Consider the following 25,871-nt stretch of genomic DNA (forward strand, 5'->3'; position numbering starts at 1 on the left):
GGATGTTGGCCAGGAGAAATAACCGAAAATGTCAGCAGGTAAAAATGAAAAAGTTCATCTTGTTATTATTGATAATAAGCCACGGCGCACTGGCAAACTGTTGGAATAACGCCGCGCACTATTATCATGTCGATCCTTATTTGCTGTACGCCATCGCTAACGTTGAATCGGGGATGAACCCGTATGCGGTAGGGCAAAATCATGATGGCACACGCGATGTCGGATTAATGCAAATAAACAGCTCACACTTTACGGAGCTTGAGAGAAAAGGCATTGATGAGTATCGGTTGATGGCCGAACCCTGTACCTCAATTATGGTGGGAGCGTCGATTCTCTCAAACATGATTAAGGTCTACGGTTATAACTGGGAAGCAGTAGGGGCTTATAACGCCGGATTAAAAAGAGAGAACTATCCGCAGCGTATGATGTATGCCCACAAAGTCTGGAAAAAATATCAAGAGTTGAAATTAGCAGCGCGTTATTAACGTTTTTTATTTTTGAAGAATTCCTTTTGGTGTTCTTCGAAAAGTGAAAACAGCTGTCTGTGGTTTATTTATTAATGGATTAATACATAAACCGGGATTCTTTTTTTAATCTTACTGAAACAGGAATATTGAAATGAACAAAAGGACGTTACTGAGTGTACTTGTTGCTGGTGCTTGCGTTGCACCTTTTATGGCGCAGGCTGCCTCTTTGCAGGCGACCACCGGCGAGCCGTACACCATGAAAGCCAGCGATCTGGCGAAGAAAGAGCAGGAGCTCACTAACTTCCCGCTGATGACCTCCGTTAAAGAGACGATTCAGACTCTTGATAACGCGCAGGTCGAAATGATTGAGCCAGGCCGTGCGGCGAACCCGGACAACGTTAAGCGCGTGGAAGGGATCGTGAAGGCCAGCGACTGGGATTATCTCTTCCCGCTGCGCGCTCAGGCCTACACCTACAGCAACTTCCTGAAAGCCGTAGGTAAATTCCCGGCGCTGTGTAAGACCTATAACGACGGTCGCGACAGCGATGCGATCTGCCGCAAAGAGCTGGCCACCATGTTTGCCCACTTTGCCCAGGAAACCGGCGGCCACGAAAGCTGGCGTCCGGAAGCCGAGTGGCGTCAGGCGCTGGTCCACGTGCGTGAAATGGGCTGGAGCGAAGGGCAGAAGGGCGGCTATAACGGCGAATGTGACCCGAAAGTATGGCAGGGCCAGACCTGGCCGTGCGGTAAGGATAAAGACGGCGACTTCCTGAGCTACTTCGGTCGCGGCGCGAAGCAACTGTCCTACAACTACAACTACGGTCCGTTCTCCGAAGCAATGTACGGCGACGTGCGTACCCTGCTGGATAAACCTGAGCTGGTGGCGGATACCTGGCTGAACCTGGCGAGCGCGATCTTCTTCTTCGCCTACCCGCAGCCGCCAAAACCAAGCATGCTGCAGGTTATCGACGGCACGTGGCAGCCGAACGATCATGATAAAGCCAACGGTCTGGTCCCTGGCTTCGGTGTGACCACCCAGATCATCAACGGCGGCGTAGAGTGCGGCGGCCCGACTGAAATTGCTCAGTCTCAGAACCGTATCAAGTACTACAAAGAGTTCGCGAACTACCTGAAAGTGCCTGTTCCGGCCAATGAAGTGCTGGGCTGCGCCAACATGAAGCAGTTCGACGAATACGGTGCCGGCGCCCTGAAGATCTACTGGGAGCAGGACTGGGGATGGAGCGCGGATACGCCAGACGGTAAGACCTACTCGTGCCAGCTGGTGGGCTACCAGACGCCGTTCAGCGCGTTCAAAGACGGCGACTATACCAAGTGCGTGCAGAAGTTCTATAACGTCAATATCGTGAACGATGACGGCTCTGCCGTAACGCCGGACGAAACCCCGGTAACGCCAGCGCCAACGCCTTCAGAAGATGAAACGCCGGCACCAGCTCCAGCGCCAACGCCGGATGAAACCCCGGCTGAACCTGTTGCGGTGAACCACGCGCCGGTTGCGCAGATTGCGGGTCCAATCGGTGCCGTTGAAGCGGGCGCACAGGTTTCTCTGAGCGCGGAAGGCTCTACCGACGCGGACGGCAACAAGCTGACCTACACCTGGCATTCTCAGGATGGCCAGACTGTGACCGGCGAAGATAAAGCGGTGGTGACCTTCAAGGCGCCTGAGTCCGCAACGGCGCAGCAGATTGAAATCAGCCTGACCGTCAGCGATGGCGAGCTGAGCAATACCACCACTTACCTGCTGAACGTGAAAGCGAAAGCGGCAACGCCATCAGGTGACGAAGGTGCTTACCAGGCGTGGAGCGCGAACAGCAAGTACAACGCAGGTGATATCGTGAACAACCACGGTAAACTGTTCCAGTGCAAACCGTTCCCGTACAGCGGCTGGTGTAACAACTCCCCGGCATACTATGAACCAGGCGCAGGTCTGGCTGGGCTGATGCCTGGACGGCTCTGTAAAAGCAAACGGCAACCGAAAGGTTGCCGTTTTAGTATCTGCACTTTCCCCTCACCCTAACCCTCTCCCCGGAGGGGCGAGGGGATGTAGGCCCGGTAAGGCGAAGCCGCCACCGGGCAAAAAGGCTAGCGGTGCAACTTCCCGTGATCCCGTAACCACGCCGCCGTGAGCACAATGCCTTCATCCAGCGTCACAATCGGCTTATACCCCAGCTCAGTCTCCGCGCGCGTGATATCCAGCGTAAAATCAAAGTTAAGCTTCGATACGCCGTAGTGCGTCAGCGCGGGCTCTTTGGCGGATTTACTGCCAAAACGCTCCATGCTGCGGGCGATCATGTCCAGCATCGGGTAGGGCACGGAACGGATACGGCAGTCGATCTGCAGTTCATCAATCAGCCGCTGCACAATGCTGCGCAACGTGCACGGTTCACCGTTGGTGATGTTATAGGCGCGACCGGAGATAAGCTTATCGCAGTCCGGCTGGCTTGCCAGCCACATGGCGTGGACGGCATTTTCGTAATAGGTCATGTCCACCAGCGCATCGCCGCCGCGCGGCAGCAGCACGCTGCCGTAGTGGTGCATCATCTGCGCCAGACGCGGAATAAACACTTTGTCGTGCGGTCCGAAGAGGCTTTGCGGGCGCAGGACGGTAAAACGGGTATGCGGGTTTGACTGCGCCAGCAGGTCGATCACCTCTTCGCTGGCCGCCTTGCTGCGGGCAAACTCGCAGGCAAAGCGAGTAGGGCGGAAATCTTCCTGCACGTCGCGATGGTGGTGATAATCAAAATAGAGCGACGGGGAGGAGATATGGATAAAGTTACGCACGCCCCAGGCGACGGCCCATTCGCCCAGACGACGCGTGGCGCGCACGTTGGCGAGATCGAAGGCTTCCTGGGTTCCCCACGGGGAGGTAAAACTGGAGCAGTGCCACAGCGTGTCGATACCGGCGAGCATCACCTTCGCCTGCGAGGAGACCAGCTCCGTCAGGTCGGCATGGACGAACTCCGCGCCCATTTTTTGCAGCAGTTTCCCCATCGCTTCGTTGCGACCGGTGGCCCTGACGCTGATGCCCTTGTTGCGCAGAAATTCGACCGCATTTCGGCCTAAGCCGCTGGTCGCCCCGGTAACCAGTACCTTCATATCAATCCACTGTGTTGAAAAGAATTTCGTGCGCATTCTTTCGTGAATTACGATGTGTTGCAATGGGAAAGGTGAAAGAAAGAGGGTTTTATTAACTTATTTTCGTCTTTTGTTCTGCCAGTTGCGCAATGCGTTTTGCCATTCCCCGAAAGATAAACAGATGGGCGGGGATCATAAACAGCCAGTAGAACAGACCCGGCATCCCGTGTGGGTGCCACCAGGCGCGAACGTCCAGTTCCCGATGGTCGCCTTTGTCCTTGAGCGTAAAGCAGAGCCGCCCCAGCCCCGGCGCCTTCATGCCGAACAGTAGCGCCAGCTGTTTTTCCGGCTCGACGACGATCACCTTCCAGCTGTCGACCGCATCGCCTGGCTTAAGATACGGATGCGCCGGGCGGCCTTTCGCCAGCCGGTGACCGACCAGCAGATCCATCGCACCGCGCGTCTGCCAGAGGATATTACCGAAGAAATAGCGCTCTTTGCCGCCGATCTGGTTCACCACCTCCCACAGCGCGTGAAGGCTGGCAGAGGTTTTTACCGTGCAGCCCGCCTGTTTCGGGTAATAGCCGTACTCGGGGCGCCAGCGGGCAAAGGCCTGCGCGTCGTAGCCCCAGTCGCTGGAGTTCACCAGCTTCTCTTCTTCTTTCAGCGTATGGCGCACCGCGTCGTCAAAGCGGATCAACGCCTGGGGGATCAAGGCGCGCAGCGCGCGATCGTCCGCCAGCAGATCGTGCTTTAGCCCCTGGATCAGCGCTTTGGCAGTCGTTGGGGGAACCGAGGTGATGACATTCAAAAACCACACCGATATCCAGCGGGTCGGGAAGGGAATGGGGATCAGCCAGCGGCGGCGTCCGCTGACGCGCATGAAATGTTCGAACTGCTCCTGATAGCTCAGCACTTCCGGGCCTGCCGCCTCCAGCACGCGGTGTTGCTCTGCCGGGTGATCCAGCAGGGCCACCAGATAGTGGAGCAAATTCTCCAGCGCAATCGGCGTGGTGCGCGAGCGCACCCAGCGCGGCGGGGTCAGCACCGGCAGGTTGTAGACCATATCGCGCATTACTTCGAAGGCGGCGGAACCCGCGCCGACGATGATCCCGGCGCGCAGTTCGGTGACGGGAATATTCGCCCCGCGCAGCGTGTCTGCCGTCAGCTGGCGGGCGCGCAGATGGTCGGACTGCTCGTGTTCGGGTGCCTGGAGCGAGCTTAAAAAAATCACCTGCTTCACCGGCGTTTGCAGCAGGGCATCGCGGACGTTCATCGCCACCTGCCGCTCGTGGGCAATGAAATCCCCGCCTTCGCCCATGCTGTGGACCAGGTAGTAAAGCGTGTCGACCCCTTCCAGCAGCGCGGAAAGTTCCTTCGGCCAGTTGAGATCGACGTTGTGACAGGTCACGCCAGGCAAACCAAGCTTTTGCAGGCGCTCGGTATTGCGTGCCGCTGCCCGCACCTGATGCCCCTGCTGGCTTAATGCAGTAGTGAGGTGCTGACCGATATATCCGCTGGCACCGAGCACCAGAATACGTTGCGGCACGTGATGCTCCTTAACGCTGTAAAAACGCCTGCCAGTGTTTCACCACGTCCGCCAGCTGTTCGCGGCTCACGTCGAGATGCATCACCAGGCGCACGACCGGGGAGGCGTTGATCAGCACGCCACGCGCTTTCATAAATTCACCCAGCGCAGCGGCGTGCTCGTCGCCCACGCGCACAAAAAGCATGTTGGTGTCGTGACGCATCACGTCCGCGCCGATCTCGCGCAGCTGCGTTGCCATCCACGCGGCGTTGTCATGATCGTCCTTGAGGCGCGCCACGTTATTTTTTAACGCGTACAGTCCCGCAGCCGCCAGAATGCCCGCCTGACGCATGCCGCCGCCGGTCATTTTACGCCAGCGGTTGGCGCGCTTGATGTAGTCTGCACTGCCGACCAGCAGCGAACCCACCGGCGTACCCAGCCCTTTTGAGAGGCAAATGGTGAACGAGTCGCAATATTGCGTTATCTCTTTCAGCTCGCAGCCGTACTCCACCACGGCGTTGAAAATGCGTGCGCCATCGACGTGCAGGCCGAGCCTGCGCTCGCGAGTGAATTCCCACGCCGCTTTCAGGTATTCGCGCGGCAGCACTTTACCGTTGTGGGTGTTTTCGAGGCTGAGCAGCCTGGTGCGGGCGAAGTGAATATCGTCAGCTTTGATTTTTGCCGCGACTTTATCCAGCGGCAGGGAGCCGTCCGGCGCGGCGTCAATCGGCTGCGGCTGGATGCTACCGAGCACCGCCGCGCCGCCAGCTTCGTACAGGTAGTTATGCGCACCCTGGCCGACGATATACTCTTCGCCGCGCTCGCAGTGGCTGAGCAGCGCCACCAGGTTAGCCTGCGTGCCGGTCGGCAGGAACAGCGCGGCCTCCTTGCCGCTCAGCTCTGCCGCATAGCGCTGCAGTTCGTTGACCGTCGGGTCATCGCCGTAGACGTCGTCCCCGACCGGGGCGGCCATCATCTCTTCGAGCATGGCGCGGCTCGGGCGGGTAACGGTATCACTACGCAAATCAATCATTTCACATCCCTTTATTTTAAGAGGTCATGCGAAACGTTTTACCTGAGCCAGTTGGTTTTTGCCAGTTCGATCACTTCGTCACCGCGCCCGCTGATGATGGCGCGCAGCATGTAGAGGCTAAAACCTTTGGCCTGTTCCAGTTTGATCTGCGGCGGGATCGCCAGCTCTTCTTTGGCGACGACGACGTCAACCAGTACCGGACCGTCGATGGAGAAGGCGCGCTGCAGGGCTTCATCCACCTCGGAGGCTTTCTCGACGCGGATGCCGGTGATGCCGCACGCTTCGGCGATGCGGGCAAAGTTGGTGTCGTGCAGCTCGGTGCCATCCGTGAGATAGCCTCCGGCCTTCATCTCCATCGCCACGAAGCCCAGCACGCTGTTGTTAAAGACCACGATTTTCAGCGGAAGCTTCATCTGCACCACTGACAGGAAATCCCCCATCAGCATGCTGAACCCGCCGTCGCCGCACATCGCCACGACCTGACGCTCCGGTGCCGTCGCTTTTGCCCCCAGCGCCTGCGGCATGGCGTTGGCCATTGAGCCGTGGTTGAACGAGCCGAGCAGGCGACGTTTGCCGTTCATCTTCAGGTAGCGCGCCGCCCAGACGGTTGGCGTGCCGACGTCGCAGGTAAAAATAGCGTCGTCGTCCGCAAAATGGCTGATCTGCTGCGCCAGATACTGCGGATGAATGGCTTTGTCGCTCGGTTTGGCGAGGTCGTCCAGCCCCTTGCGCGCGTCGCGGTAGTCGCTCAACGCCTTATCAAGGAATTTGCGGTCGGTTTTCTCTTCCAGCAGCGGCAGCAGGGCGGCAAGGGTGGATTTAATATCGCCCACCAGCGCCATATCGACCTTGCTGTGCGCGCCGATGCTGGCCGGGTTGATATCAATCTGAATGATTTTGGCGTCCGTCGGGTAGAACGCGCGGTACGGGAACTGGGTGCCGAGCAGGATCAACGTGTCGGCGTTCATCATGGTGTGGAAGCCGGAAGAAAAACCGATCAGCCCGGTCATGCCCACATCGTACGGGTTATCGTATTCGACGTGCTCTTTGCCGCGCAGGGCGTGGACGATCGGCGCTTTAAGCTTTCCGGCAAATTCCAGCAGCTCTTTATGCGCGCCCGCACAGCCGCTGCCGCACATCAGGGCGATATTGCTGGAGTAGCGCAGCAGCTGCGCCAGCTTTTTCAGCTCCTCTTCGGCTGGCGTTACCACCGGCTGCGGAGCGTGATACCAGTGGGTGCTGGCCCCTTCAGGCGCAGCCTTGAGCGCCACGTCTCCCGGGATAACGACCACGGAAACGCCACGGTTTAGTACGGCTTTGCGCATGGCGATCGCCAGCACCTGCGGGATCTGCTCCGGGGATGAAACCAGCTCACAGTAGTGGCTGCATTCACGGAACAGCTCCTGCGGATGCGTCTCCTGAAAATAGCCGCTGCCGATTTCGGAAGAGGGGATATGGGCGGCAATCGCCAGCACCGGCACGTGGTTACGGTGACAGTCGAACAGGCCGTTGATCAGATGCAGGTTGCCAGGTCCGCACGAGCCTGCACACACGGCCAGTTCTCCTGTGAGCTGCGCTTCGGCACCGGCGGCGAAGGCAGCGACCTCCTCATGACGGGTCGGCATCCATTCGATGGTTTTCATCTTGTTCAGGCTGTCGCTAAGCCCGTTCAGGGAATCGCCGGTCACGCCCCAGATACGTTTTACGCCAGCCTGTTCGAGCGTTTTCGCTATATATGCAGCCACGGTTTGTTTCATGGTTGTCCGTCTCCTTTTTGTGATATCGCTTACAAGCTTAGAAGAAAGTCACTGTATTGCCCGTCAAATCCCCCCATTTAAAAGGTGCTTTTCATGCGCCACGCTTCGGCATAATCTGGTGATGCCTCAGTGAAAACAGGAATAATTTCAAATGGTTAAATCATTGTTAATTGCTGTTAATGAAAAGCTATCGTGCGACGATCTTGGCAAACTCTTGTTACGACTTGCCGTCGGTGGGCTGATGCTTTTTCACGGTTTGCATAAGCTGTTTGGTGGCGTGGGCTTTATCAGCGGCATGCTGGTAGAGAAAGGGCTACCGGGATTTATTGCCTACGGCGTGTTGATTGGCGAAGTGGTGGCACCGATCCTGATTATTGTCGGGCTCTTTACGCGCCCGGCCGCGCTGGTGCTGGCGTTTACGATGATCGTGGCATGGCTGATGGTGGGAATGGGTGAAACGTTCGCGCTCGATAAGGTTGGGGCATGGGCGATTGAAAGTCTGGTGTACTTCTTTGTTGGCTCGCTGGCGGTGGCGTGTTTAGGGGCAGGGCGGTTTGCGTTAGGGAAAGCGCCTGCGTGGCAATAAAGCTGGGTGCTAAAAATATAAGGGTCTCTGGACCCTTTTTTATTGGTGGTTTTTAAGTGTTTGATTTTATTAAGCGGAATTATTTGTGATGAAAAAAGGGTTTAAAGGGTATTTTTTAGGGGAATTCTTTATCTGACAAGGTGATAGGTGTAGATTGTTCCAGTTCACTGCCGTACAGGCAGCTTAGAAAGCCGGAACAACACCCACGCGCGATCCACAGCCGTTCACTGCCGTACAGGCAGCTTAGAAAAAGACTCTCCATCGCTTGCTGTATTTTTGGGTGTTCACTGCCGTACAGGCAGCTTAGAAATCCACGATATACGTAAGGGTATTGAACATAAGAGTTCACTGCCGTACAGGCAGCTTAGAAAACGACGGCCAGGAGAGAAAGTGCAATTCCTGCAGTTCACTGCCGTACAGGCAGCATGCACAACGTAGGCCGGGTAAACGCAGTGCCACCCGGCAAAAAAGCCCGGTGGCGCTGACGCTTACCGGGCCTACGAACGAACGTTTATTGCTTATGCGAGGACCAGATCCCCCTGCGGGTGGCACGAGCACGCCAGCACGTAACCCTCGGCAATTTCCGCGTCGGACAGCGTCATGGTGCTGGTGACGGTATATTCCCCGGAAACCACTTTCGTTTTACAGCAGCCGCACACGCCCGCACGGCAGGCCGCGACTACCGGCACCTTGTTGCTTTCCAGCGCTTCCAGCAGCGTGGTGCCCACGCGGCCAAAGAAGGTCTGTGCGGGCTGCAGTTTGGTGAACTGAATCCCGCTGGTTGCCGCTTCCGCCACCGGCGTGAAGAACTGCTCTTTGAAGAAGCGGGTCACGCCAAGCGCTCTAACTTCTTTCTCCACGATATCCATGTACGGCGCCGGGCCGCAGGTCATCACGGTACGGTTCGCAATGTCCGGCACGCTTTGCAGCAGCTTGCGGCTCAGGCGACCGGGCACAAAACCGTGGGTCGCGTTGTGTTCCGCCACCAGCGTCACCGGATAGTTACGCCACTCCTCGGCAAAAATCACATCTTCCGGAGAGCGCACGCTGAAGATTGTCTGCACGTCGGCCTGCGGGCGGTTCTTCGCCAGCCAGCGGCGCATCGACATGATCGGCGTTACGCCGCAGCCCGCCGCCAGCAGCAGGAATTTATCGTCTGCCTTGTCGTCACACGTGAAATCCCCCTGCGCGTCAGACAGCCAGATGTAATCCCCGCGCTTCACGTCACGGGTCAGCCACTGGGAGCCTGCACCGTCATCAATGCGGCGGATAGTGAGCGTAATGTACTCGCTCACGCCCGGCGTGGAGGAGATCGTATAGGCGCGAAGCGTGTCCGCCGAGTTGCGAACGCTGACCAGCGCATACTGGCCCGCACGGTACGGATAGTAGTCGTGGCAGAGCAGCGACAGCGTCCACACATCCGGCGTCTCCTGATGGATGTGATGAATCTGCATCCGCCACGGACATTGTGAGGTTGGCATGGTCATGAATCGCTCCTTACGCGCTCAGCAGTTGCTTCATATCATCTTCAACGTTGGTCACGGAACGCAGACCGAATTTCTCGTTCAGCACCGCCAGCAGGTCCGGCGTCAGGAAGCCTGGCGCGGTCGGGCCGGTTACGATGTTGGTCACGCCGAGAGAAAGCAGGGTCAACAGAATGACGATCGCTTTCTGCTCGAACCAGGAGAGCACCAGCGACAGCGGCAGATCGTTCACGCCGCAGCCGAGTTTTTCCGCCAGCGTGACCGCCAGAATGATGGCCGAGTAAGCATCGTTGCACTGGCCTGCATCAATCAGGCGCGGCAGGCCTTCGATGTTGCCGAAGTCCAGCTTGTTGAAACGGTATTTACCGCACGCCAGGGTCAGGATCAGGCAATCATCCGGCACGCTGGTGGCGAAATCGGTGAAGTAGTTACGCTCGCCGCGCGCGCCGTCGCATCCCCCAACGAGGAAGATGTGGCGCAGCTTTTCACGGCTGACGAGGTCAATCAGAGAATCTGCCGCACCCAGCAGCGTTTCGCGACCGAAGCCAACGGTGATCAGATGTTCGATTTCGCTGTACGGGAAGCCCGCCATCTGCTGCGCCTGCTCAATAACCGGACCGAAATCGTCGCCTTCAAGGTGGCTCACGCCCGGCCAGCCGACGATGCTGCGGGTCCAGATGCGGTCGTCATACGCGCCCACGGTAGGGTCAATGATGCAGTTGGAGGTCATCACGATAGGGCCAGGGAAGCGGGCGAACTCTACCTGCTGATTCTGCCAGCCGCTGCCGTAGTTACCCGCCAGATGCTTGAACTTACGCAGTTCCGGGTAGCCGTGGGCGGGCAGCATTTCGCCGTGGGTATAGACGTTAACGCCGGTGCCTTCGGTCTGCTTCAGCAGGTTGTAGAGATCTTTCAGGTCGTGGCCGGAAATCAGGATGCATTTGCCTTCGGTCGCTTTGACGTTGACCTGCGTCGGGGTCGGATGACCGTAGGTGCTGGTTTCACCGGCATCCAGAATGCTCATGACCTTGAAGTTCATCTGGCCGATTTCCATTGCGCACTCGAGCAGGGCGTTCATGTCGGAAGGCCAGGTGCCGAGCCACGCCATAATTTTGTGGTACTGGGCGTAAATGTCGTTATCTGACTTCCCGAGAACGTGCGCGTGTTCCATATAGGCCGCTGCACCTTTCAGGCCGTACAGGCACAGCAGACGCAGGCCGAGGATGTTCTCGCCGATCGCCGCTTTGTCCTTATTAGGGGTAAATTCTGCGGCCTGGCGCTGTAGCTCGCCCAGGTCGTCGCTCACCAGCTGAAGCTCCGCCATTGGGTTGTCCACGCGGGCACTGGTATCGGCATTCAGGCACTGCGCTTTCAAAGCTTCGCGCAGGGCAATCGCTTCGCGGGCATAGCCGACGATGCGCGGAGAATCGAAGTTGACGTTAGTAAGCGTGGAGAAAAACGCGCGCGGCGCGAAGCTGTCGACGTAATGGTCGACGATGCCGTATTCACGGGCTTTGAAGGCCCAGGCGGAAAGACCATGCAGGGCGGCTATCAGCAGATCCTGCAGGTCTGATGTTTCTGCGGTTTTACCGCACATACCCTGCGCGTAAGAGCAGCCATTGCCTGCCGGGGTACGGATGGTTTGTTCACATTGCACACAAAACATAATCACACCTGTAAAAGTTATATTTAATATACATGTTTAAGGGTATGCCTGTGCCAGAACGGTGAAAAGAGCTTTCTGCGACAAAATAGAGGGAGATTGATTTAGCGCAATTTTGGCGGCAGGAGCCCTACCGCCACAGAGGTATCAGGCAGAGAAAAACGCCATCAGGACGGGAACCAGCAGGCTCAAAATAAAGCCGTGAACGATGGCTGCGGGCACCATCTCCAGCCCGCCCGAACGCTGGAGGACCGGCAGGGTAAAGTCCATCGACGTGGCGCCGCACAGGCCCAGTGCCGTCGAGCGGCTGCGGCGAACCAGACCCGGGATCAGCATGATGGCAATCAGCTCTCGAGCCAGATCGTTAAAGAAGGCAGCGCTGCCGATCACCGGGCCGAAGGATTCGGTCAGCAGAATACCGGAGAGAGAGTACCAGCCAAACCCGGAGGCCATCGCCAGGCCGGTTTTTAGCGGCAGATCGAGAATAAAGGCATTAATCACGCCCGCGACCATGGAGCTGACGACAACCATAACGGCAACGATCATTCCCCGACGGTTCAGGACGATCTGTTTCAGCGTCATACCGTTATTTCGCAGCTGAATACCAATCAGGAACAGCAGGAAGATCAGGGTATATTCGCTGGCGTCCGTCGCGTGCTGCAAAAATGTCCATCCGGTAAGGCCCAGAAGAAATCCAAGCACCACGACGCCGCAGAGCTTTAATGATTCCAGCGCCATTGCAATTCGGGAGGGAAGCTTTTCCTGGTGGTGATTATTTTTCCACGGAATAGTGCGTTCCAGCCACAGCAGGGCGGCAATATTGCACAGCAAAATAACCACCACGGTGACCGCAGAATAATGCAGGATGGAAAGTAAATTTGTCGCCAGATTATCCAGGAAGGCCAGGCTGATCCCCATAAAGAACAGAATGACGTAAACAATCCAGCTGAGAAAACGGTTAATAAGCTTTAAGGCCGATTCATGACGCAGCGGAATAAGATAGCCCACAATCAGGGGCAGCAGAATAATGAGGAGTCCTGAAAACATGAACAGCCGGTCCTTTTGAGTTTCTGTTAAGCGCCAGAGACACTACCCAATAAAGGCTGCTCAGTAAAGCGGCAAAAGAAAGCCGGGCGGCGGCTGCGCCTTACCCGGCTTGTGTCTATGTGGGGGTGCGGCCTGTTGCCCTCACCCCGACCCTCTCCCACGGGGAGAGGGAGGGAAAGATTAATCGCGTTTTTCCAGCAGAGTGCGGTACAGCACGCCGCCCAGAATACCGCCGACGATCGGCATCACCCAGAACAGCCACAGCTGCTCAAGCGCCCAGCCGCCCTGGAAAATGGCGACGGCGGTGCTGCGCGCCGGGTTAACGGAGGTGTTGGTCACCGGAATGGAGATCAGGTGGATCAGCGTCAGCGCCAGACCAATGGCGATGGGCGCGAAGCCTGCAGGCGCGTGTTTGTCGGTTGCACCGTGGATCACCAGCAGGAAGCCTGCGGTCAGTACAATTTCAATTACAATGGCAGAAAGCATGGAATAACCGCCCGGAGAGTGTTCGCCGAAGCCGTTAGAGGCGAAGCCGCTGGCCGCCGCGTCAAAGCCTGCTTTACCGCTGGCAATGACGTACAGCACGCCCGCCGCAATAATACCGCCAACCACCTGCGCCACGATGTAGCCAATAACCTCTTTCGCCGGGAAACGTCCGCCCGCCCATAAGCCTAATGTCACCGCCGGGTTAAAATGACCGCCGGAAGTATGCCCCACGGCGAAAGCCATGGTTAATACGGTTAAGCCAAATGCCAGCGCGACGCCGACAAAACCAATACCTAATTCCGGGAATGCTGCTGCCAGAACGGCGCTACCGCAGCCACCAAATACCAGCCAGAATGTACCAAAGCATTCTGCTGCCAATTTTCTAAACATAACCACCTCAAAATAATTTTCCACGCGTTTTCCCGCGCGCGGGATATATCGCCATAAAGGGATGACGACTCAAAGAGCCCGTATTTTAAAAACCAACAACATCCCTTCGCCACTTAAATAAATTCGGTTAATTTGATTTAAGGCAATGTGATGTTAATCCTTGTTCAAATCAGCGGTAAATAGAGCATAGTTCAAATCCCGCAAGGGTGAATGTTCTGCTGTCGTGCCAGGGTTCCTGCCGCTATACTGCTGATAACTTAAAGGAAAAAGTGATCATTTCGCGGGGGATTTATGCTTCTCGAACGTGTGGAAATTGTCGGGTTTCGCGGTATTAACCGCCTGTCGCTGCAGCTGGAGCAGAACAACGTCCTGATCGGCGAGAACGCGTGGGGTAAGTCCAGCCTGCTGGATGCGCTGACGCTGCTGCTTTCACCCGAAGACAAGCTGTATCACTTCGCCCACGATGATTTCTGGTTCCCGCCCGGCGATATCGCGGGCCGCGAGAAGCACCTGCATATCATCCTGACGTTCCGTGAATCTGAACCCGGCCGTCACCGCGTGCGTCGCTTCCGCCCGCTGTCGCCCTGCTGGGTGCCCTGCGACGACGGTTTCCACCGGATTTTCTATCGGCTGGAAGGTGAGATGGCGGAAAACGAGGGGGTACTGACCCTGCGTGAATTCCTCGATGAGAAAGCCAACCCGATTCCGCTGGAGAATATCGACGATCTGGCGCGTCACCTTATCCGCCTGACGCCGGTGTTACGCCTGCGCGATGCGCGCTTTATGCGCCGTATTCGTAACGGCACCGTACCGAATATGCCGGAGGTGGAAGTCACCGCCCGCGAGCTGGATTTCCTGGCGCGAGAGCTGGTGTCGCGTCCGCAAAACCTCACCGATGGTCAAATTCGTCAGGGGCTGTCGGCGATGGTGCAACTGCTGGAGCACTATTTTTCCGAGCAGGGCACCTCGGAGTCGCGCCATCGTTTGATGCGCCGCCGTTCTCATGATGAACAGCGCAGCTGGCGCTATCTCGACATCATCAACCGGATGATCGACCGGCCCGGCGGGCGTACCCATCGGGTGATTTTGCTGGGGCTGTTTTCAACGCTTCTGCAGGCGAAGGGCACCGTGCGTCTTGACCGGGATGCCCGCCCGCTGCTGCTGGTGGAAGATCCGGAAACGCGACTGCACCCCATCATGCTCTCCGTGGCGTGGCACCTGCTGAATCTGTTGCCGCTCCAGCGGATTACCACCACCAACTCCGGTGAGCTGCTATCGCTGACGCCGGTGGAGCACATCTGCCGTCTGGTGCGCGAGTCCTCCCGCGTATCCGCATACCGCCTCGGACCCGGCGGGATGAACGCCGAAGACGGGCGGCGAATCGCGTTTCATATACGCTTTAATCGCGCCTCGTCGCTCTTCGCCCGCTGCTGGCTGCTGGTGGAAGGGGAAACGGAGACCTGGGTCATCAACGAACTGGCGCGCCAGTGCGGCCACCATTTTGATGCGGAAGGCATCAAGGTGATTGAATTCGCCCAGTCGGGACTCAAGCCGCTGATCAAATTTGCCCGCCGAATGGGAATTGAATGGCATGTGCTGGTGGACGGCGACGAGGCGGGGAAAAAATATGCCTCAACCGTGCGCAGCCTGCTGAACAACGAGCGGGAAGAAGAACGGGACCATTTAACGATGCTGCCCGCGATGGACATGGAGCATTTTATGTACCGTCAGGGCTTTGACGACGTATTCCACCGCATTGCGATGGTGCCGGTCGACGTCCCGATGAACATGCGGCGCGTGATCGCCAAAGCTATTCACCGTTCGTCGAAACCGGACTTAGCCATTGAAGTGGCGACGGAAGCGGGAAGGCGGGGCGTAGAGGCGGTTCCGACCCTGCTGCGGAAAATGTTCTCCCGCGTGCTGTGGCTGGCACGCGGAAGGGCGGATTAACGTTCGGTCGCCTGTTTCACCTGCTGAATCAGGCTATCCAGCAGCGCGTAGCGGCGACGGTATTCGGCGCGTTTTTTGCTCGCGATCTCTTCTACGGGTTTACGCGGCATGGCAAGCGGCAGCATAAAGTGGCCGCTCTCCTGTTTTTCCCCACCGAGGGAACTCCAGAAGCCGTCGTAATCGGCCAGCAGTTTTCCCTCTTTTTTCTTGCGGTAGCGCCAGCTGCGATAAATATGGGTGGCATTACTGACGGCAACAATCTGCGCGACCGGGAATGCGGCGCCGAACGTCATGGCGGCTTCAACCAGCAGGCGTTTCGGGAACAGACCGTGGCAGGCCTTCGTCGCTTTCTGGATCAGCTCATGGGGAACATGCGCTTTCGCGCCCTGCAAACCGCCGATGAACAGCGTCGATTTTCCTTCAAACTGGCAGAGCGTAAAGGTTAGCTCCGCCAGCACCGTATTCTGAACGTCGCAGAAGGTGAGGGTGGCCTCTCCCTCTTTATCCAGGAACGCATCGGCACACAGGCGGACGGTAAATTGCTGTTCATCTTTCCCGGTTAAGGTCAGCAGTGTAGTCCCCTGCGTCGAAAGATAGCCCTTCAGGAGCGTGGCCGGGAGCTGGCGGCTCATGGCCTGATAATGCCAGTTCAGGGATTCCAGCGCGTGCTGGCGATCCATCTTCACCGTCAGCCAGGGACGATGAAGCCGACACGGCAGACCGGGCTGCACCTGCAGCATCTGCATCAAACGCGGCTGCTTAGCGAGGTTTGTTAACAGGCGAGAGGTGCTCACGGGCGTCGCCAGAGAACGCAGCATGAACTTACGGCGATAGGCGGGGTTCTGCCATGCAAGGCCGGGCGCGATCTTGCCGAACGCCAGATTTTTGAAGAGCTGCCAGCCGGATGTCGGCTGCGTCAGGTTTGGAAGAGGTGTATCGACGATAGAAGACATGATAAATCCTGAGTCTTTTGGAATACCGCTATTTCAGCAGGGGAAATATCAACGTCTTGTAAACAAATTAGGGTGATTTCGGAGAACAGGGGTTTCGTTAAGGAGTCGTTTAGATAGAATCAACGTTTATTATTGCCAGAACATTTATTTGGAATATTTATGAACCTCAAGGGAAAACGCAGAACGCTGTTTCTGCTGCTGGCGCTGGTGATTGTAGCCGGTGGATTCTGGTTATGGCAGGTGCTTAACGCGCCTGTGCCGCAGTACCAGACGCTGATCGTTCGTCCGGGTGAACTGCAGCAAAATGTCCTTGCGACGGGCAAACTTGATGCGCTGCGCAAAGTTGACGTCGGCGCTCAGGTCAGCGGCCAGCTGAAAACGCTGTCGGTAGAGATTGGCGACAAGGTGAAAAAAGGCCAGCTGCTTGGCGTTATCGATCCCGAGCAGGCTGAGAACCAGATCCGCGAAGTGGAAGCGACGCTGATGGAACTGCGCGCGCAGCGTGCGCAGGCGCAGGCAGAGCGTAACCTGGCGCAGGTGACGCTGACGCGCCAGCAGGCGCTGGCGAAAACCCAGGCTATCTCGAAACAGGATTTAGACACCGCCGCGACTGAACTGGCGGTGAAACAGGCGCAGATTGGCACGATCGACGCGCAAATCAAGCGTAACCAGGCCTCGCTGGATACGGCGAAAACCAATCTTGATTACACAAAAATCGTCGCGCCGATGGCCGGGGAAGTGACGCAAATTACCACGCTGCAGGGCCAGACGGTGATTGCCGCCCAGCAGGCGCCAAACATTCTGACGCTGGCGGACATGAGCACCATGCTGGTGAAGGCCCAGGTCTCCGAGGCGGACGTGATCCATCTTAAGCCGGGGCAGAATGCCTGGTTTACCGTACTCGGCGATCCGCAGACCCGCTACGAAGGCGTGCTGAAAGACATTCTGCCGACGCCGGAAAAGGTTAACGACGCCATTTTCTACTATGCGCGTTTTGAAGTGCCAAACCCGAAGGGCGTGCTGCGCCTGGACATGACCGCGCAGGTGCACATCCAACTGACCGGCGTGAAGAACGTGCTGACCGTTCCGCTCTCCGCGCTGGGTGAATCCGCCGGGGACAATCGCTACAAGGTGAAAGTGCTGCGCAACGGTGAAACGCGCGAGCGCGAGGTGGTGATTGGCGCGCGCAACGACACCGACGTGGTGGTGGAGAAAGGGCTGGAAGAGGGCGAGGAGGTTGTTGTCAGCGAAAGCCTGCCCGGAGCCGCTAAATGACCGCGCTGCTTGAGCTGAAGGACATTCGTCGCAGCTATCCGTCCGGCGACGGCCCGGTGGAGGTGCTGAAGGGCATCTCCCTGCGCGTCGAAGCGGGCGAGATGGTGGCGATTGTAGGCGCATCGGGCTCCGGTAAATCGACGCTGATGAACATTCTCGGCTGTCTGGATAAACCCACCAGCGGTACGTACCGCGTGGCCGGGACGGACGTCTCGACGCTGGACGGCGACGCGCTGGCGAAGCTGCGCCGGGAACACTTTGGCTTTATCTTCCAGCGTTACCACTTGCTCTCTCACCTGAGCGCGGCGCAGAACGTGGAGGTTCCCGCGGTGTATGCGGGCGTTGAGCGGAAGAAACGCCTTGAGCGCGCGAAGGCGCTGTTAACGCGTCTGGGGCTGGCGGAGCGGGTGGAGTACCAGCCGTCGCAGCTGTCCGGCGGCCAGCAGCAGCGCGTGAGTATTGCCCGCGCCCTGATGAACGGCGGGCAGGTGATCCTCGCGGATGAACCGACCGGGGCGCTCGACAGCCGCTCCGGCGAAGAGGTGATGGCGATCCTGCACCAGCTGCGCGATCAGGGCCACACGGTGATTATCGTTACCCACGATCCGCAGGTAGCGGCGCAGGCCGAACGGATTATAGAGATCCACGACGGCGAGCTGGTGAGCAACCCGCCGCCGCGTGAGTCCCGCGCGGCGGCACCGAAGGAAGCGCTGCCTGCGTCGACCGGCTGGGCGCAGTTCTCCAGCGGCTTTCGTGAAGCGCTGACCATGGCCTGGCTGGCGATGGCGGCCAACAAAATGCGCACCCTGCTGACCATGCTCGGCATCATTATCGGTATTGCCTCGGTGGTGTCGATTGTGGTGGTGGGCGACGCGGCCAAGCAACTGGTGCTGGCGGATATCCGCGCCATCGGGACCAACACCATTGACGTTTATCCCGGCAAAGACTTCGGCGACGACGAGCCGCAGTATCAGCAGGCGCTCAAGTATGACGATCTGGCGGCGATTCAGAAGCAACCGTGGGTGAACTCCGCCACGCCTGCGGTCTCGCAAAACCTGCGTCTGCGCTACGGCAACATCGACGTGGCGGCCAGCGCCAACGGCGTGAGCGGCGACTACTTCAACGTCTACGGCATGACCTTCAGCGAAGGCGCCACCTTCAACGCCGAACAGCTGGCGGGGAGGGCGCAGGTGGTGGTGCTGGACGCCAACTCGCGCAGGCAGCTTTTCCCCAATAAAGCGAACGTGGTGGGCGAAGTGATCCTCGTCGGCAACATGCCTGCCACGGTCATTGGCGTGGCGGAAGAGAAGCAGTCGATGTTCGGCAGCAGCAAGATCCTACGCGTCTGGCTGCCGTATACCACCATCTCCGGGCGGATTATGGGCCAGTCGTGGCTTAACTCCATCACCGTGCGCGTGAAGGAGGGCTACGACAGCGCGCTGGCGGAACAGCAGCTGGAACGGCTGTTAACGTTGCGCCATGGGAAGAAGGATTTCTTCACCTGGAATATGGACGGCCTCTTGAAAACGGCGGAAAAGACCACACGTACTCTTCAGTTGTTCCTGACGCTGGTGGCGGTGATCTCGCTGGTTGTTGGCGGTATCGGGGTGATGAATATCATGCTGGTGTCGGTAACTGAACGCACCCGGGAGATTGGCATCCGCATGGCGGTCGGGGCCAGGGCCAGCGACGTGCTTCAGCAGTTTTTAATTGAAGCGGTGCTGGTATGCCTGGTGGGCGGCGCGATGGGCATTGCGCTCTCGATGATGATTGCCTTTGCGCTCCAGCTTTTTTTACCCGGCTGGGAGATTGGCTTCTCGCCGATGGCGATACTCACCGCGTTTTTGTGTTCCACCTTTACCGGGATTTTGTTTGGCTGGCTGCCTGCGCGCAACGCGGCGCGGTTGGATCCGGTGGACGCGCTGGCTCGGGAATAACCCGAAAATAAAAATGCCAGCCGATCGGGCTGGCATTTTGACTGCGTGATGTACACAATAAAACAGAGAGCTATGCAACCGTTTCTGCTTCAACGGGTACGATTAGGCTTGCATGATTGCCTTTTGGTCCCTGGTGTACATCGAACCGGACGGACTGCCCGGCTTTGAGCGTCCTGTAACCATCCATCTGAATGGTGGAATAGTGAGCGAAGATATCTTCGCCGCCGCCTTCGGGGCAGATGAAGCCAAACCCCTTGGCGTTGTTGAACCACTTAACAGTACCCATTTCCATGCTTCGACATCCTTCGTAAATCTTATAAATTAAGATGGAATGAACCGGTGGTGGAGTGGGGGCTGTTCAAAACCTCGCCATCTCACGCTTGTACAATTTAGATAAACGAAAGACGTCGTCAAGCGTTTGGCGCTGGAGTTGGGACAATAATCAACCAAAGTTTGAAGCAGTTAACGCTATTGCAACAGTTTGTGACAGACATCGCGGATGACAGTAATAGATGATTGTTATCTAACATCTGAGGTAGATTCAAAGTGGTTATGCAAAATGGGTAAGACCAACGACTGGCTGGATTTTGACCAGCTGGCGGAAGATAAAGTGCGCGACGCGCTAAAACCGCCATCTATGTATAAAGTTATGTTAATGAACGATGATTACACGCCGATGGAATTTGTTATTGACGTGCTACAAAAGTTCTTTTCTTATGATGTAGAACGTGCAACGCAACTGATGCTTACCGTTCATTATCGTGGCAAAGCTATCTGCGGCATTTTTACCGCCGAAGTGGCGGAAACCAAAGTGGCGATGGTGAACGACTATGCGAGGGAGAACGAGCATCCGTTGCTGTGTACGCTGGAAAAGGCCTGATAAGGCATAAAATTGGGGGAGGTGCCTATGCTCAATCAAGAACTGGAACTCAGTTTAAACATGGCTTTCGCCAGAGCGCGTGAGCACCGACATGAGTTTATGACCGTCGAGCATTTACTGCTCGCACTGCTTAGCAACCCATCTGCCCGCGAAGCGCTGGAAGCCTGCTCCGTGGATCTGGTGGCGCTACGTCAGGAACTCGAAGCCTTCATCGAACAAACCACACCGGTGCTGCCAGCCAGTGAAGAGGAGCGCGACACGCAGCCGACGCTCAGCTTCCAGCGCGTGCTGCAGCGCGCGGTATTCCACGTCCAGTCTTCCGGACGTAGCGAAGTGACTGGCGCAAACGTCTTAGTCGCCATCTTCAGCGAGCAGGAGTCACAGGCTGCCTATCTGCTGCGCAAACACGAAGTCAGCCGCCTCGACGTGGTTAACTTTATTTCTCACGGAACGCGCAAAGACGAGCCTAACCAGGCATCGGATTCCAGCAATCAGGTCAATAACAATGAAGAGCAAGCAGGCGGGGAGGATCGTATGGAAAACTTCACCACCAACCTTAATCAGCTTGCTCGCGTTGGCGGCATCGACCCGCTGATTGGCCGCGATAAAGAGCTGGAGCGCGCGATTCAGGTGCTGTGCCGTCGCCGCAAGAACAACCCGCTACTGGTGGGCGAGTCAGGCGTGGGTAAAACGGCGATTGCCGAAGGTCTTGCCTGGCGCATTGTGCAGGGCGACGTGCCGGAAGTGATTGCCGACTGCACCATCTACTCGCTGGATATTGGCTCGCTGCTGGCGGGCACTAAATACCGCGGTGATTTTGAAAAACGCTTCAAGGCGCTGTTGAAACAGCTGGAGCAGGACACCAACAGCATCCTGTTTATCGATGAGATCCACACCATCATCGGCGCAGGTGCGGCCTCCGGTGGCCAGGTGGATGCGGCAAACCTGATCAAACCGCTGCTTTCAAGCGGCAAGATCCGCGTGATGGGCTCCACGACGTACCAGGAGTTCAGCAACATTTTTGAGAAAGATCGCGCGCTGGCGCGTCGTTTCCAGAAAATCGACGTCACCGAGCCGTCGGTTGACGAAACGGTGCAGATCATCAACGGCCTGAAAACCAAGTACGAAGCGCACCACGACGTGCGTTACACCGCGAAAGCGGTGCGTGCGGCGGTGGAGCTGGCGGTGAAATACATCAACGACCGTCACCTGCCGGATAAGGCGATTGACGTGATTGATGAGGCCGGGGCGCGTGCGCGCCTGATGCCGGCCAGCAAGCGTAAGAAAACCGTGAACGTGGCGGATATCGAGTCCGTGGTCGCCCGCATCGCGCGTATCCCTGAGAAAAGCGTCTCTCAGAGCGACCGCGATACGCTGCGCACCCTCGGCAATCGCCTGAAAATGCTGGTCTTTGGTCAGGATAAAGCCATTGAGGCCTTAACCGAAGCGATCAAGATGGCCCGTGCCGGCCTGGGGCATGACCACAAGCCCGTTGGTTCCTTCCTGTTTGCCGGCCCGACCGGCGTGGGGAAAACCGAGGTGACGGTTCAGCTTTCCAAAGCGCTGGGCATCGAGCTGCTGCGCTTTGATATGTCCGAGTATATGGAGCGTCACACCGTCAGCCGTTTGATTGGTGCGCCTCCGGGCTACGTGGGCTTTGACCAGGGCGGCCTGCTTACCGACGCGGTGATCAAGCATCCGCACGCGGTCCTGCTGCTCGATGAAATCGAGAAAGCGCACCCGGACGTGTTCAACATCCTGTTGCAGGTGATGGACAACGGGACGCTGACCGATAACAACGGGCGCAAGGCGGACTTCCGCAACGTGGTGCTGGTGATGACCACTAACGCCGGGGTACGTGAAACCGAGCGCAAATCCATCGGCCTGATCCACCAGGATAACAGCACCGATGCGATGGAGGAGATCAAGAAGATCTTCACGCCGGAGTTCCGTAACCGTCTGGACAACATTATCTGGTTCGATCACCTGTCTACCGAGGTGATCCATCAGGTCGTAGACAAGTTCATCGTCGAGCTGCAGGTTCAGCTGGATCAGAAAGGCGTCTCGCTGGAAGTGAGCCAGGAGGCCCGCAACTGGCTGGCCGAGAAAGGCTACGACCGCGCGATGGGGGCCCGTCCGATGGCGCGCGTGATTCAGGACAACCTGAAGAAACCGCTGGCGAACGAGCTTCTGTTTGGCTCGCTGGTGGACGGCGGTCAGGTGACCGTGGCGCTGGATCAGGCGAAGAACGAGCTGACGTACGATTTCCAGAGTGCGGCGAAGCACAAGCCGGAAGCGGCTCACTGAGTTGAAAGGTAAAAGCAAAACGGCAACTTCGGTTGCCGTTTTTGTGTTTGCAAGTAAGAGACGTATGGGCATATCAGAAAAAGGACTCTTTGGAGTCCTTTTTTATGCTACTGCTCTTTCATTCCATGAGTCTTTGAACATTATGTTCCCATCACAGTAAATCCATTCTATTGATTCATAGCGAATTTCAATTTCTTCCATATGCTTACTTGCGACTCCTATTGGAAATAGAATTGGAGAAATTCTTGTAATCTTTACGTTTTCCAATTTTATATTAAAGTATTCTACTTCTATTCCTGCTTCATTAATTCTGTACATTTTAATTAAAGCTTTTTTAAATGTTCTACCCTGACATACCGCCCTGAATAAATAGGGGGTGAGGCGATCTATCTCTTTTTCAAATGTAATTGGAACATGTAGGCGTGTTCCAGTAAGTTTTCCAGTGTTATAATCTGTTGGAATCCATACAGAATGATTGAACGATTTAAGTTCTGTGGAACCCAATCGTGTAGGCATTAAACATTCACCTGTTATAGGTGAGTTATTTTCATCAGTAAGCCACATATGTGCTGGTATAGACATTCATTTTTTTCCTTTACAAAAAAGCACTAATGAAAATATAGTCACTACTATAGAGACGATAATTATAAATGAAACCTTGTTATTATTTACTAGAGCCGAAACGAAAATGGAGATCATTATAATAAAAAAAATAATCCCCCAACCTATAAGATCATTAATGCAATCATCTTTAATACTGGTAAATAAACGCTTAACACAACGCCAAAGAAATTCATTTATCAAATTAAACATTATCACATCATTCTCTTTAATGCTTGGGTAATTTCCTCATTCGAGGCTAAGCTAATATTCAGATATCCTGCTTTCAGGATAATCGGTTCGATCAAGAAATACAGCATTTCTAATCCCTCTCTATATAAAGCATTATAAAATAATGGACAAAAATATTTTAGATTATTTGCACTTTCAGCAGCACGTTGAACAATGCCATAAATATTTGCGCCTCCCACCACCCATCCGACTCTGCTACCAATTTTTTTCATTAATGCATCTTGAACTACTAAACTCATCTTATTCCCGTAGCATATATAAGATGTCACAGTATATATTAAACCATTTTTTGAAATGTATTTTATAGAGTAGTGTGTTGTAAAGGGTGTTAATTTCTCAAGGATTGATTTTTTTTCTACTTCACTCTTATTTTTTAGAAGTGTTTCAATGTATATTTTTATCATCCGGAATATAACATCCCGATGCTTTATCAGTTCATACAGAGAAAACAAAAATCTTTTATCCTCAGATATTAGTTTATTACACACATCTTGATAATTGTCTGTAAGACAAGAGGTATAATAAAGTAATCGTGTTACGCCATCCTCCAGACCATTTAAATAATCTACGACCCCCTCTTTAACTCCAGCTAACGCTTTATCTAATCGCACAGCTAGCTCTTTATCGGTTCCAATTTTTCTAATGATTTCTTCGCTATAATACATAATATATTCCTTTAGTTTAATGCGTTTATCTTCTTATACGAAAAGATTTGATCAAGTGATCATGCTCTCACTTTTGTTAAATAGGGAAAAAATTACTCTTTATCATCTTGATGGATGAATGGGTTTAGATAATTAATGTGGTGAATATAAAACTGGATTATCAGTTGTTTATTATTTTGATTGGCTTATTTTCCGATTTCAAAGTGCGTCCGAAGAAGTAATCACGCATTCCAACCCGTCCTGCACCTCTCTCACTTAAATTACATTATTATTTGTTCTTTTTGGACGTCCTTTGTTGTAGGAGAGGGGGGAGAGCATGTGGCTGCAGAGGAATTTTGCGAGGCACTTTCCAGTTTCTTTCGAAGTCAGTTGCTGGATAAATCCACAGTAATAAAATAGCGGCGCACCTGCAAAATCAGGTGCCGGGATTGGCGTCCTGATTACACACGAGAAATGATGTTGATACGTCAACTATCATCAGGTTCGTTCACACTTTTGAAAGCTAGCGATATAATCCGCAGACTCAATTATGGTGGGCTGAACCGGGGCTTCTTTTGAAGCGCCGATTTTCCCGTGTGGGTCGGTACGCCAAACCGGTTCAGTCTGCCACCTGAGTTGGCGTTCGGGTGGAGATAACACCATTTCACACGGAGTCATGAACAAATGGAACATAACAATTTTTCTCAGTTTTACAGCGAACTCTCCCTAAACCCCGATCTCCCCACCCTGGCTGAGCGCTGCGAACTGCTCACTGAAATCCTGCTCGACTGCAAATCACTCCCGCAAACGCAGCCCGTATGCCGTTGCCTCGGGGCATATCTGGAAGAGGTTAAAACCGGCCTCACGGAATCCATGCGTGATTTTCAGATAGTGGAATTTGAGGACGAGGCGGAACAACCGCGACAAAAAGAGTGGCTGCTGGAAGATACCGAAACGAAATGTGACTACTGCCGGGCGTTGAATCATGTGCTGCTGGTGTCGCATTTTGACCGCGACATGCTGCCGCATCTTACAGGACTGCTCCATGACATCACGCATTCTATGGCCGCAGATGTCGTTGCGCCTCAACGTGCAGAAACGGTAGTTCACATTATTTCCTGAATGTAGTTTGTGACGTCCGGGGTAGGCTCCTGAGGCCACTGGCTAGACCCTTTTTTTTGATGATAATGTAAAGTATTGATTTATATGATGCGAATTTACGTACCAGAAAAAAGGGTTTTATGCGGGAAAGTTGATTATTTTCTTTTCTAACAATAAGATGGCGGGGTTTCCTTTCAGTTCACTGCCGTACAGGCAGCTTAGAAAGCATTGAATTCACGCCCACCAGCCCCGGCGTTGTTCACTGCCGTACAGGCAGCTTAGAAAGAAAGCAGCAGCAGCATCGGTATCTGGATCACGTTCACTGCCGTACAGGCAGCTTAGAAAATTGCGTTTACGGCGGTATCAGACAGGCCGAAGTTCACTGCCGTTCAGGCAGCTTAGAAAAGTGCGTAAGCCTGTTGCTCTGTAATGCCGAAT

General features: G+C 55.4%; 20 protein-coding genes, 1 pseudogene and 2 CRISPR repeat arrays (1 of these 23 running past the window's edge). Of the genes and pseudogenes, 9 read left to right on the forward strand and 12 right to left on the reverse strand.

Annotated elements, in window-relative coordinates:
• The first annotated feature begins 44 nt into the window (after nt 1-44).
• Both iagB and DG357_RS23250 read left to right on the forward strand, forming a co-directional pair.
• The gene (iagB, locus tag DG357_RS07600) at nt 45-485 is read left to right on the forward strand and encodes a type III secretion system invasion protein IagB (RefSeq protein ID WP_048959679.1); all 441 of its coding nucleotides are present in this window, start codon (nt 45-47) and stop codon (nt 483-485) included.
• 133 nt (nt 486-618) lie between these two features.
• Nucleotides 619-2,444, forward strand: a pseudogene (locus DG357_RS23250) (glycoside hydrolase family 19 protein).
• Nucleotides 2,445-2,567: 123 nt separating this feature from the next.
• On the opposite strand, the gene DG357_RS07610 reads toward DG357_RS23250, so the two are convergent.
• The 4 genes from DG357_RS07610 to poxB all read right to left on the reverse strand — a co-directional run bounded on the left by DG357_RS07610 (nt 2,568) and on the right by poxB (nt 7,878).
• The gene (locus DG357_RS07610; protein ID WP_088205015.1) at nt 2,568-3,581 is read right to left on the reverse strand and encodes an NAD-dependent epimerase/dehydratase family protein; all 1,014 of its coding nucleotides are present in this window, start codon (nt 3,579-3,581) and stop codon (nt 2,568-2,570) included.
• Nucleotides 3,582-3,672: 91 nt separating this feature from the next.
• The gene (locus DG357_RS07615) at nt 3,673-5,109 is read right to left on the reverse strand and encodes an SDR family oxidoreductase (RefSeq protein ID WP_088204924.1); all 1,437 of its coding nucleotides are present in this window, start codon (nt 5,107-5,109) and stop codon (nt 3,673-3,675) included.
• A 10-nt stretch (nt 5,110-5,119) separates the two neighbouring features.
• Entirely contained in the window at nt 5,120-6,121 is a 1,002-nt protein-coding gene (gene ltaE, locus DG357_RS07620; RefSeq protein ID WP_049136617.1) for a low-specificity L-threonine aldolase, read from the reverse strand.
• 38 nt (nt 6,122-6,159) lie between these two features.
• Entirely contained in the window at nt 6,160-7,878 is a 1,719-nt protein-coding gene (gene poxB, locus DG357_RS07625; protein ID WP_041910648.1) for a ubiquinone-dependent pyruvate dehydrogenase, read from the reverse strand.
• Between the two features lie 151 nt (nt 7,879-8,029).
• On the opposite strand from poxB, the gene DG357_RS07630 reads away from it, so the two are divergent.
• Nucleotides 8,030-8,464, forward strand: coding sequence for a DoxX family protein (locus DG357_RS07630; RefSeq protein ID WP_063449197.1), 435 nt, complete (start codon nt 8,030-8,032; stop codon nt 8,462-8,464).
• Between the two features lie 162 nt (nt 8,465-8,626).
• Nucleotides 8,627-8,896: direct repeats of the CRISPR family, unit length 28 nt; unit sequence GTTCACTGCCGTACAGGCAGCTTAGAAA.
• An 86-nt stretch (nt 8,897-8,982) separates the two neighbouring features.
• On the opposite strand, the gene hcr is transcribed toward DG357_RS07630, so the two are convergent.
• From hcr to aqpZ, 4 genes are all read right to left on the reverse strand, one after another.
• The gene (gene hcr, locus DG357_RS07635) at nt 8,983-9,951 is read right to left on the reverse strand and encodes an NADH oxidoreductase (protein WP_088204925.1); all 969 of its coding nucleotides are present in this window, start codon (nt 9,949-9,951) and stop codon (nt 8,983-8,985) included.
• A gap of 10 nt (nt 9,952-9,961) precedes the next feature.
• The gene (gene hcp, locus DG357_RS07640; protein ID WP_088204926.1) at nt 9,962-11,614 is read right to left on the reverse strand and encodes a hydroxylamine reductase; all 1,653 of its coding nucleotides are present in this window, start codon (nt 11,612-11,614) and stop codon (nt 9,962-9,964) included.
• 144 nt (nt 11,615-11,758) lie between these two features.
• Entirely contained in the window at nt 11,759-12,658 is a 900-nt protein-coding gene (locus tag DG357_RS07645; RefSeq protein WP_028012543.1) for a lysine exporter LysO family protein, read from the reverse strand.
• A 180-nt stretch (nt 12,659-12,838) separates the two neighbouring features.
• Nucleotides 12,839-13,534 (reverse strand): aquaporin Z, encoded by a 696-nt coding sequence (gene aqpZ / locus DG357_RS07650; RefSeq protein ID WP_088205016.1) that lies wholly within the window; start codon nt 13,532-13,534, stop codon nt 12,839-12,841.
• Between the two features lie 291 nt (nt 13,535-13,825).
• On the opposite strand from aqpZ, the gene DG357_RS07655 reads away from it, so the two are divergent.
• Nucleotides 13,826-15,484: an ATP-dependent endonuclease gene (locus DG357_RS07655; protein WP_088204927.1), complete on the forward strand. Its 1,659-nt coding sequence runs from the start codon at nt 13,826-13,828 to the stop codon at nt 15,482-15,484.
• Here DG357_RS07655 and DG357_RS07660 read toward each other — a convergent pair.
• Nucleotides 15,481-16,437 carry a VirK/YbjX family protein gene (locus tag DG357_RS07660; RefSeq protein ID WP_045630014.1) on the reverse strand — a complete coding sequence of 319 codons (957 nt, stop codon included), beginning with the start codon at nt 16,435-16,437 and terminating at the stop codon, nt 15,481-15,483. The genes DG357_RS07655 and DG357_RS07660 overlap by 4 nt on opposite strands.
• Nucleotides 16,438-16,596: 159 nt before the next feature.
• Between DG357_RS07660 and macA the strand changes: the two genes are divergently transcribed.
• Both macA and macB read left to right on the forward strand, forming a co-directional pair.
• Nucleotides 16,597-17,712, forward strand: coding sequence for a macrolide transporter subunit MacA (gene macA / locus DG357_RS07665; RefSeq protein WP_041910641.1), 1,116 nt, complete (start codon nt 16,597-16,599; stop codon nt 17,710-17,712).
• The gene (gene macB / locus DG357_RS07670) at nt 17,709-19,649 is read left to right on the forward strand and encodes a macrolide ABC transporter ATP-binding protein/permease MacB (RefSeq protein ID WP_048999361.1); all 1,941 of its coding nucleotides are present in this window, start codon (nt 17,709-17,711) and stop codon (nt 19,647-19,649) included. Before macA ends, macB begins: the two co-directional genes overlap by 4 nt.
• A gap of 70 nt (nt 19,650-19,719) precedes the next feature.
• On the opposite strand, the gene cspD is transcribed toward macB, so the two are convergent.
• On the reverse strand, nt 19,720-19,941 hold the full coding sequence (cspD, locus tag DG357_RS07675) for a cold shock-like protein CspD (RefSeq protein WP_006809408.1): 222 nt from the start codon (nt 19,939-19,941) through the stop codon (nt 19,720-19,722).
• A gap of 267 nt (nt 19,942-20,208) precedes the next feature.
• On the opposite strand from cspD, the gene clpS reads away from it, so the two are divergent.
• Both clpS and clpA read left to right on the forward strand, forming a co-directional pair.
• Nucleotides 20,209-20,529, forward strand: a complete 321-nt coding sequence (gene clpS / locus DG357_RS07680) for an ATP-dependent Clp protease adapter ClpS (RefSeq protein ID WP_006174393.1) — start codon at nt 20,209-20,211, stop codon at nt 20,527-20,529.
• A gap of 27 nt (nt 20,530-20,556) precedes the next feature.
• Complete coding sequence (gene clpA, locus DG357_RS07685) at nt 20,557-22,836, forward strand: ATP-dependent Clp protease ATP-binding subunit ClpA (protein WP_028012550.1); 2,280 nt, start codon at nt 20,557-20,559, stop codon at nt 22,834-22,836.
• Nucleotides 22,837-22,938: 102 nt separating this feature from the next.
• Here clpA and DG357_RS07690 read toward each other — a convergent pair whose 3' ends face one another.
• Nucleotides 22,939-23,418: an Hcp family type VI secretion system effector gene (locus tag DG357_RS07690; protein ID WP_088204928.1), complete on the reverse strand. Its 480-nt coding sequence runs from the start codon at nt 23,416-23,418 to the stop codon at nt 22,939-22,941.
• A 233-nt stretch (nt 23,419-23,651) separates the two neighbouring features.
• Nucleotides 23,652-24,353, reverse strand: a complete 702-nt coding sequence (locus DG357_RS07700) for a hypothetical protein (RefSeq protein ID WP_088204930.1) — start codon at nt 24,351-24,353, stop codon at nt 23,652-23,654.
• A gap of 663 nt (nt 24,354-25,016) precedes the next feature.
• Between DG357_RS07700 and DG357_RS07705 the strand changes: the two genes are divergently transcribed.
• Nucleotides 25,017-25,454, forward strand: a complete 438-nt coding sequence (locus DG357_RS07705; RefSeq protein ID WP_088204931.1) for a hypothetical protein — start codon at nt 25,017-25,019, stop codon at nt 25,452-25,454.
• A gap of 176 nt (nt 25,455-25,630) precedes the next feature.
• Nucleotides 25,631-25,871: direct repeats of the CRISPR family, unit length 28 nt; unit sequence GTTCACTGCCGTACAGGCAGCTTAGAAA; it runs 269 nt beyond the window's last position.

Origin of the sequence: Enterobacter bugandensis (assembly GCF_900324475.1) — a bacterium.
GTDB lineage: Bacteria > Pseudomonadota > Gammaproteobacteria > Enterobacterales > Enterobacteriaceae > Enterobacter > Enterobacter bugandensis.